At 67.5% G+C, this 8,640-nt stretch carries 6 protein-coding genes and 1 pseudogene; 5 read left to right on the top strand and 2 right to left on the bottom strand.

Annotated features, from left to right (window positions below; translation table 11 throughout):
* From JOZ00_RS08120 to JOZ00_RS08110, 3 genes and pseudogenes are all read left to right on the top strand, one after another.
* Window positions 1-283: pseudogene (locus JOZ00_RS08120) on the top strand (hypothetical protein); the annotation flags it as partial.
* Window positions 280-999, top strand: a complete 720-nt coding sequence (locus tag JOZ00_RS08115) for an NYN domain-containing protein (RefSeq protein WP_293342222.1) — start codon at window positions 280-282, stop codon at window positions 997-999. The pseudogene JOZ00_RS08120 and the gene JOZ00_RS08115, both read left to right, overlap by 4 nt.
* A 49-nt stretch (window positions 1,000-1,048) precedes the next feature.
* Window positions 1,049-3,892: an MMPL family transporter gene (locus JOZ00_RS08110; protein WP_293342219.1), complete on the top strand. Its 2,844-nt coding sequence runs from the start codon at window positions 1,049-1,051 to the stop codon at window positions 3,890-3,892.
* Window positions 3,893-3,898: 6 nt separating this feature from the next.
* On the opposite strand, the gene JOZ00_RS08105 is transcribed toward JOZ00_RS08110, so the two are convergent.
* Complete coding sequence (locus tag JOZ00_RS08105; protein ID WP_293342216.1) at window positions 3,899-5,035, bottom strand: AI-2E family transporter; 1,137 nt, start codon at window positions 5,033-5,035, stop codon at window positions 3,899-3,901.
* Window positions 5,036-5,193: 158 nt separating this feature from the next.
* Here JOZ00_RS08105 and JOZ00_RS08100 point away from each other — a divergent pair, with 158 nt between their 5' ends.
* On the top strand, window positions 5,194-6,366 hold the full coding sequence (locus JOZ00_RS08100; protein WP_293342213.1) for a YbhN family protein: 1,173 nt from the start codon (window positions 5,194-5,196) through the stop codon (window positions 6,364-6,366).
* On the opposite strand, the gene JOZ00_RS08095 is transcribed toward JOZ00_RS08100, so the two are convergent.
* Window positions 6,363-6,872 carry a hemophore gene (locus JOZ00_RS08095; protein WP_293342210.1) on the bottom strand — a complete coding sequence of 170 codons (510 nt, stop codon included), beginning with the start codon at window positions 6,870-6,872 and terminating at the stop codon, window positions 6,363-6,365. The genes JOZ00_RS08100 and JOZ00_RS08095 overlap by 4 nt on opposite strands.
* A 352-nt stretch (window positions 6,873-7,224) precedes the next feature.
* Between JOZ00_RS08095 and JOZ00_RS08090 the strand changes: the two genes are divergently transcribed.
* The coding region (locus tag JOZ00_RS08090; protein WP_293342208.1) for an MMPL family transporter at window positions 7,225-8,640 on the top strand (1,416 nt) is incomplete at its 3' end.

Raw genomic sequence — 8,640 nt, 5'->3', positions numbered from 1 at the left:
GCAGACTTCCACGATTGCCTTGATCGCCGATCGGCTACTCGGGGGTGGTGTTGTGCACGTCGCGACGGACCACGCCGGCTACGCCGAACACATCGCGGAGGTCGGTGACGCCGAACCACGACTCAGCCGGGTGGATCCCGGCAGCCGACTGCCGATCTCGACCGCCCGCCCGATCACCAAGTACGAGAACAAGGGCCGCGACGCCGGCAGCGTCATCAACGAATTCATCTGGCTCAAGCCCGAAACCGGGCCCGGACAGGCGATAAGTAGGCGACGAGCATGAGCCTGACGGAAGAAACCGCGTCGGCCGCGGAACCCGTAGCCCCGCCCGCGGTACTGACCGGCGACGACGACGGGGCACTTGGTAGCTTCTCGCCGGGCGGGCGCGTCTTGCTGGTCTGGGACGCGCCCAATCTCGACATGGGTCTGGGCTCGATCCTGGGCCGGCGCCCCACGGCGATGGAGCGGCCGCGGTTCGACGCCCTGGGACGTTGGCTGTTGGCGCGCGCGGCCGAAGTCAGTGCCGGTCGCCCAGGCGTCGTGATCGAACCCGAAGCCACCGTTTTCACCAACATCGCACCGGGTAGCGCTGATGTTGTGCGGCCCTGGGTGGATGCCCTTCGGAACGTCGGATTCGCGGTTTTCGCCAAACCGAAGATCGACGAGGACAGCGATGTCGACCGCGACATGCTGGCCCATATCGACCTGCGGCGCCGCGAAGGGCTGGCCGCGCTGGTTGTGGCGTCCGCCGACGGTCAGGCCTTCCGTCAGCCCCTGGAAGAGATCGCCCGCACCGGAGTGGGCGTTCAAGTGATCGGATTTCGCGAACACGCGAGTTGGGCGCTAGCGTCGGATACCTTGGACTTCGTCGACCTGGAGGACATCGAAGGAGTTTTCCGGGAGCCGCTGCCGCGAATCGGCCTGGATTCGCTGCCTGATCAGGGGGCGTGGCTGCAGCCGTTCCGGCCGCTGTCCGCTCTGTTGACCGCGCGTGTGTGACACTGGAAAACCGATGCGCGGGTCGTTAACGATCCAGTAAGGAGCTTGCGTGTTCGCCTGGTGGGGTCGAACTGTGTACCGCTATCGGTACATCGTGATCGGGGTCACGGTAGCTCTTTGCCTGTTTGGTGGCGTATTCGGGCTCAGCCTCGGCAAGCATGTCACACAGAGCGGTTTCTACGACGAGGGCAGTCAGTCCGTGAAGGCCTCGGTGCTGGGTGACAAAACCTACGGTCGCGACCGCACCAGCCACGTCGTGGCCACCTTCACCGCTCCCAACGGGCAGACGGTCGACGACGCGGCGTGGCGGGACAAGGTCGTCGCCGAGCTCAACAAGTTCAAAACCGACCACCCCGATCAGGTCGTCGGCTGGGCCGGCTGGCTGGCCGCCCCCGGCAGCACCAACCCGATCATCAAGGGGATGGTCAGCGACGACAAGAAGCACACGTTCGTCTCCATCCCGCTGAAGGGCGACGACGACGACAGCATCCTCAACAACTACAAGGACATCGCGCCGGCTCTGCAGAAGCTGAACGGCGGCGCGGTGGAACTCGCCGGCCTGGAGCCGATCGCCAATGCCCTGACGGGCACCATCGCAACCGACCAGCGCCGCATGGAAGTCCTTGCGGTGCCGCTGGTGGCGGTGGTGTTGTTCCTCGTCTTCGGTGGCGCGATCGCCGCCGGCCTGCCCGCCATCGTGGGCGGCCTGAGCATCGCGGGCTCGCTGGGCATCCTGCGGCTGGTCGCCGTGTTCGGACCGGTGCATTTCTTCGCCCAGCCGGTGGTCTCGCTGATCGGTCTGGGTATCGCCATCGACTACGGGCTTTTCGTGGTGAGCCGGTTCCGGGAGGAGATCGCCGAGGGCTACGACACCGAGGCCGCAGTGCGCCGCACCGTCATGACGGCCGGTCGCACCGTGACCTTCTCGGCGGTGCTGATCATCGCGTCGAGCGCCAGCCTGCTGGTGCTGCCGCAGGGGTTCGTGCATTCGCTGACCTACGCGATCTTCGCCGCGGTGGGCCTCGCCGCGTTGCTGTCGATCACGTTCTTGCCCGCCTGCCTGGGCATCCTCGGCCGGCACGTCGACGCGCTGGGCGTGCGGACCGCGTTCCGGGTGCCGTTCCTGCGGAACTGGAAGTGGTCGCGCGCCTACCTGAACTGGCTCGCGGACCGGCTGCAGAAGACCAAAACCCGCGAAGAGGTCGAGGCCGGCTTCTGGGGCAAGCTCGTCAACTGGGTGATGAAGCGGCCGCTGGCGTTCGCCATCCCGATCGCCGTCGGCATGATCCTGCTGGTCATCCCGTTGGGCAATCTGTCCTTCGGCGGCATGAGCGAGAAGTATCTGCCGCCCAACAACCCCGTCCGTGAGGCGCAGGAGCACTTCGACAAACTCTTCTCCGGCTACCGGACCGAACAGTTGACGGTGGTGATCCAGAGCACCAACGGCAGCAAGGTCACCGACCAGCAGGTCGCCGACATCCGCAACAGGATCTCCTCGATCGGCGGGTTCACCGACAAGACCTGGCAGGAGCGGCCGTGTCCGGCCATCGCCGGCAACCCGTGCGTCAACGGCCCGAACGGGACGACGGTGCCCAAGGACGACTCGGTGCGGGTGATCCAGAACGGTCTGGTCAACAAGAACGATGCCGCGAAGAAGCTCGCCGAACTGCGGGCGGTGAACCCCCCGAAGGGGCTAAATCTCTATATCGGCGGCACGCCGGCGCTCGAGCAGGACAGTATCCACAGCCTGTTCGACAAGGCTCCGTTGATGCTGGTGCTGCTGCTGGGCGCCACCATGCTGTTGATGTTCCTGGCGTTCGGATCGGTGGTGTTGCCGGTCAAGGCGGCCGTGATGAGCGCGCTGACGCTCGGGTCCACGATGGGCATCCTGACGTGGATCTTCGTCGACGGACACTTCTCGAACGTGCTGAACTTCACGCCGACGCCGTTGATGGTGGTGGTGATCGCGCTGGTTGTCGCCGTCGGATTCGGTCTCGCCACCGACTACGAGGTCTTCCTGGTGTCCCGCATGGTCGAGGCGCGTGAACGCGGCATGTCGACGGCCGAGGCCATCCGGATCGGAACCGCGACCACCGGGCGGCTGATCACGGCCGCCGCGCTGGTGCTCGCCGTGGTCGCCGGTTCGTTCGTGTTCTCCGATTTGGTGCTGATGAAGTACCTGGCCTTCGGTCTGATGGCGGCGCTGTTGCTGGACGCGACCGTGGTCCGGATGTTCCTGGTGCCCTCGGTGATGAAGCTGCTCGGCGACGACTGCTGGTGGGCGCCGCGCTGGGCCCGGCGTTTGCAGAACCGCATCGGGCTGGGCGAGATCGACCTGCCCGACGAGCGCAAGCGGCAGACCCTCGGTGGGCGGCCCGCCCGACCGCCGGTCGCGGCCAGCCTGGTTGCCGCGGCGCCGCGGGCACCGCACGATCCCACCCACCCGGGTGCGCTGGAACCGTCGCGCCGCTCGGGTCCGGCCGTGCTGCCGGAAGTTCGGCCGGCCCAGGAGCCCTCGGGTGACGCCGCGACGAGCCGCATTCAGGCCAGACCCAGCCAGCCGACCGAAGCGAAGACGACGCGCTTCGCCGCGCCCGGCGCGTCAGCGCCCGCCACCCAGAACGCACCCGGCCGCGACCGGCCGGCCCCCCCGCGGCCCGCGGCGCCTCCGCCCCCGCCGTCCGGTGGTCAGACCCGCGCAATCCCGGTGCCCAACAACCACTCTGAGGGTGAGCACGCTGATCCCGACCAGGGACGGTCGGAAGACGACTCGAACGCGTCGACCGAAAAGATGAACGCCCATGGCGAAAACGGTGATGCCGCACGGCAGCGGCGTCGCTCCGGTGGCGGCCTTTCCGCCGCGGACCTGCTGCGCCGCGAGGGACGTCTGTAGGACGCCCTAGTCGGGATTGTCCGGTTCAGCCTGCAGGATTGTGTTCTTCTCGTCGGCCTCTTCGGTCTGCTTCTCGGCCTCGACGGCCGGATCCTTCGCAAGCAGGACCTGCATCGCGTTGTTGAGGAACGCGACCGTCGGGACGGCCAGCAGCGCGCCGACGATCCCGGCGAGCACGCCGCCGGTGGAGATGGCGAGCACCACGCCGAGCGGGTGAATCGAGACCGCCCGGCCCATCACCAGGGGCTGCAGCAGATGCGCCTCGAGTTGGTTCACCGCGATCAGCAGACCGAGCGTAATAAGCGCGTAGACAATGCCTTTCGCGAGCAGCGCGACCACCACGGCCAGCAGCCCCGAGATCAGCGCACCGACCAGCGGGATGAAGGCACCCAGGAACACCAGCGAGGCCAGCGGCAGTGCCAGCGGGATGTTCATGATGGCCAGGCCCGTGCCGACGCCGGCCGCGTCGGTCAGCGCCACCAGGAACGTGGCCCGCACGTACCCGATCAGCGATCCGTATCCGGCGTTGCCGGCTTCGTGCACCCTGGAACGCGCGTCGGCCGGGATGATCTGCACGACGTACTGCCAGATGTTGCGGCCGCCGTAGAGGAAGAAGATCAGCGTGAACAGGACCAGCACCGCCGCGGTAACGAGCTCGGTGACGGTGGCCGCTGTGGAGAGCGCGCCGCTGGTCAGCTTCGCCTGATTGTTGTGCAGCGCCTCAATGGCGGCGTTGCCCGCGCTGTCGATCTGCTCGTTGCGCAGATGGGCCGGCCCGTGGATCAGCCATCGACGGGTCGTCTCGATGCTTTGCGTCACCTGCTCGGTCAGGCCCGGGATGCCGTCGATGAATTGCAGGATGACGAACGTCAGGATGCCGCCGAGGATCGCGAATCCGCCCAGCAACACCAGCGTCACCGCGAAGCCCCGCGGCAGCCCCCGCCGGTCCAGCGAGTCCACCACCGGCACGAGCAACGCGCTCACCAGCAGCGCAACCAGCACCGGAACGACGATGACTTCCAGCTTCTCCACGACCCACAGGAAGGCGAGCACGGCGGTCAGGATGACGAGCAAACGCCACGCCCAGGCTGCGGTCTTCCGGATTATGGGTTCGACCGAGGCATCGTCGGGGTTTGCTGACATTTCGCCAGCCTATCCACCGGGATGCGTCGCCAAACGTGTTCGGACTGGTCTCTGGATCGTGTCGGATCGGACCGGCCCGGCACGATCCGGTTACGACGGCGACACGGTCGGCGCCGCGCGACCACTCGCGCGTCACCTGCACCGTTACCCTAAATCCCGTGCCGCACGACGCACCCACCCGCAATCTCGACTTGCCGCGCGAAGAAACGCAGCGCGGCAAGTACTGGTGGGTGCGCTGGGCGATTCTCGGGGTCGTCGCGGTCGTGCTTGCCGCCGAGGTGTCACTGGGCTGGGACCAGCTGGCCAAAGCCTGGGACAGCCTGTACGAGGCCAACTGGTGGTGGCTCCTCGCGTCGGTCGCGGCGTCCGCCGCGTCGATGCACAGCTTCGCCCAGATCCAGCGGACCCTACTGCGATCCGCCGGCGTACACGTGAAGCAGTTGCGATCGGAGGCCGCGTACTACGCCGCCAACTCACTGAGCACCACACTGCCCGGCGGGCCGGTCCTGTCGGCCACTTTCCTGTTCCGTCAGCAGCGCCTCTGGGGCGCCTCGACGGTGGTGGCCTCGTGGCAGCTGGTGATGTCGGGCGTGCTGCAGGCGGTGGGGCTGGCGCTGCTGGGCCTGGGGGGCGCTTTCCTGCTGGGCGCGAAGAACAACCCCTTCTCGTTGCTGTTCACGCTTGGCGGCTTCATCGCGTTGTTGCTTCTGGCCCAGGCGGTGGCGTCGCGGCCTGAGCTGATCGAAGGCATCGGCAGCCGAGTTCTGGTTTGGGTCAACTCGATTCGCGGCAAGCCGGCCGACACCGGCCTGGACAAGTGGCGCGAGATCCTGATGCAGCTGGAATCGGTGAGCCTGGGCCGCCGCGACCTCGGGGTGGCGTTCGGTTGGTCCATGTTCAACTGGATCGCCGACGTCGCCTGCCTCGGTTTCGCCGCGTACGCCGCCGGCGACCACGCGTCGGTGGCCGGTTTGACGGTCGCCTATGCCGCCGCCCGCGCGGTCGGCACGATTCCCCTGATGCCCGGCGGGCTGTTGGTCGTCGAGGCGGTGCTGGTGCCCGGCCTGGTCTCCAGCGGGATGTCGTTGCCGAGCGCCATCTCGGCCATGCTCATCTACCGGCTGATCAGCTGGCTGTTCCTCGCCGCCGTCGGCTGGGTGGTGTTCTTCTTCGTGTTCCGGACCGAGAACACCGCCGACTCCGACGACGAACCGATCACCGGTCCGTTGCCCGTGGTGTCGCACTACAGCGACCCGTCGATGGACCCTACCGACGGCGCCCTGCAGGGCCCGCTACCGCCGCCCGAGGGCGACGTGCAAAAGGGCGCCTAGCCGACGGTGTTGCCCCGCGGCGGACCGCCGAGCGGGCTGGCCGCCGCGGGCGGTGCCGGAACGGCCGGCAGGGCATTGCCGGGCAGCGCGGGCAGTCCGCCCGCGGCGCCCTGTGCCTGCTGCATTATCCCCAGCGCCTGGGACGGCGAGATGGGCAACTTGCACTGCAGCGACAGGTTGGTCAACGGCTGCGCGATCGACGTCATGTCGCCGGCGACCTTGGGGTTGGACTCGAAGTAGGACTTCAGGCCGGTCATCGATTGCGGGCCCGCCTGCTGCTGCAGCATCGACGTCATCGTCTGGTTGGTCTCGGGGTGTGAGTCGAGGTAGTCACCCATCGACTTGGAGACCGAACCGATGGTCCGCGCGATCTCACTGGCCGCGCACGGGTCGTTGGCGCCCGTCGCCGGCGGCCCGGCGAGCACCGCGAAGGCGGCGCCCGGCAGCGCGATGGCGGTCAGCCCGGCGATGATTCTGCGGCGCCTGGTCGGGGTGCCTGTCGACATCGGTTACTCCTCACGAGTTTCGCGATGACGCCGCCGAACAACCGACGACTCGCAAAACGACTGCAATAGAAGGCCATTGGACGCGAAGTCCCCGTCGATCCTCGAAAGGCCCCGCAGGCCATCCGCCATCCTGCCATCCCCGTTCCGGTGGGCGCCAAGCCAAGATCTGTCGTGTGAGGAAAATCCCGCTTGGTCACCGGTTCACAACGACTTGGCAGCGGGTTTACAACAACGCTGTCATCGCAGCTCAGGAACTAGATAAGCCCACATAATCCACAGCGCGCTGCGGTATCCTCGCCAACACGCGAGCCCTTACGCGAGAAACCCGGGGAGTGTTGAAATCCAGCAGTTAATGATGCGCCTCAGCCGCAGCCTGCGTAAGTACCGCTGGCTGGTCTTCATGGGCTGGTTGCTGGCGTTGGTGCCCGCGGTCTACATGGCGCTGACGCAGTCCGGGAATCTCACTGGCGGCGGTTTCGACGTGGCCGGATCGCAGTCGCTGTTGGTCCACGACCAGATTGAGGAGCTCTACCACGACCAGGGGGCGTCATCGCTGGCGCTGGTGGCCGCGCCCCGGCCGGACGCCAGCTATCAGGACATCAACGACGCGGTAACCCAGCTGCGGCAGATCGCCTCCGAACTCCCGGGCACCACCGAGGTGCCCAACCCCACCGAGCGCGCGCCCCAGCCCGACCGGCCGTATGTGCTGTCGCTGCGTCTGGATTCGCGCAACACCAGTGACATCGCCAAGCAGCTGCGCAAAAGGGTCGGCATCAATGGCGACCAGCCCGGCCAGACAGCGAACGGGCGGGTCCGGCTCTACGTCATCGGGCAGGGCGCCCTGTCCGCCGCCGCGGCGCAGAACACCAAGCACGACATCGCCGCCGCCGAACGCTGGAACCTGCCGGTCATTCTGATCGTCCTACTTGCGGTGTTCGGGTCGCTGGCGGCCGCGGCGATCCCGCTCGCGCTGGGCATCTGCACGGTCGTGGTCACTATGGGCCTGGTCTATGCGCTGTCGGCCTACACCACCATGTCGGTGTTCGTGACCTCGACGGTGTCCATGTTCGGGATCGCGCTGGCCGTGGACTATTCGTTATTCATCCTGATGCGTTTCCGCGAGGAACTGCGCACCGGGCGCGAGCCGCGCGAGGCCGTCGACGCCGCGATGTCCACATCCGGCCTGGCCGTGGTGCTGTCCGGGATGACGGTGGTCGCGTCGCTCACCGGGATCTACGTCATCAACACCCCGGCGCTGAAGTCGATGGCCACCGGGGCGATCCTGGCCGTCGCGGTGGCCATGCTGACCTCGACGACGTTGACGCCGGCGGCGCTGGCGACGTTCGGCCGGTCGGCCGCCAAGAGGTCGGCCCTGCTGCACTGGTCGCGACGGCCCGAGAGCAGCCAGTCGCGGTTCTGGAACCGCTGGATCGGCGGGGTGATGCGGCGGCCGTGGATCTCGGCGCTGGGGGCATCGCTCATCCTGCTGCTGATGGCCGCGCCGGCGGCATCGATGGTGCTGGGCAACAGCCTGCTGCGCCAGTTCGACTCCGCACACGAGATCCGGGCCGGCGTCGGCGCGGCGGGCGAGGCGCTCGGTCCCGGTGCGCTGGGCCCGATCCGGGTGTTGATCACCTTCCCCGACGGGGGCGCGGCCTCGCCCGAACACAGCCAGACCATCGGCGCGGTGCGGCAGCGGATGACCCAGGCTCCCAACATCGTCTCGGTGTCACCGCCGCAGTTCGCCGAGGACAACAACAGCGCGCTG

Origin of the sequence: Mycobacterium sp. (genome assembly GCF_019243155.1) — a bacterium.
Lineage (GTDB): Bacteria > Actinomycetota > Actinomycetes > Mycobacteriales > Mycobacteriaceae > Mycobacterium.
The sequence above is the reverse complement of the archived record's forward strand: the minus strand, read 5'-3'. Positions and strand labels throughout refer to the sequence as shown.

What these genes read in the sequence shown, in the direction of transcription:
- JOZ00_RS08115 (WP_293342222.1), top strand. Translation starts at nt 280, where the DNA reads ATGAGCCTGACGGAAGAAACCGCGTCGGCCGCGGAACCCGTAGCCCCG.
- JOZ00_RS08095 (WP_293342210.1), bottom strand. Translation starts at nt 6,872, where the DNA reads ATGTCGACAGGCACCCCGACCAGGCGCCGCAGAATCATCGCCGGGCTG.
- JOZ00_RS08105 (WP_293342216.1), bottom strand. Translation starts at nt 5,035, where the DNA reads ATGTCAGCAAACCCCGACGATGCCTCGGTCGAACCCATAATCCGGAAG.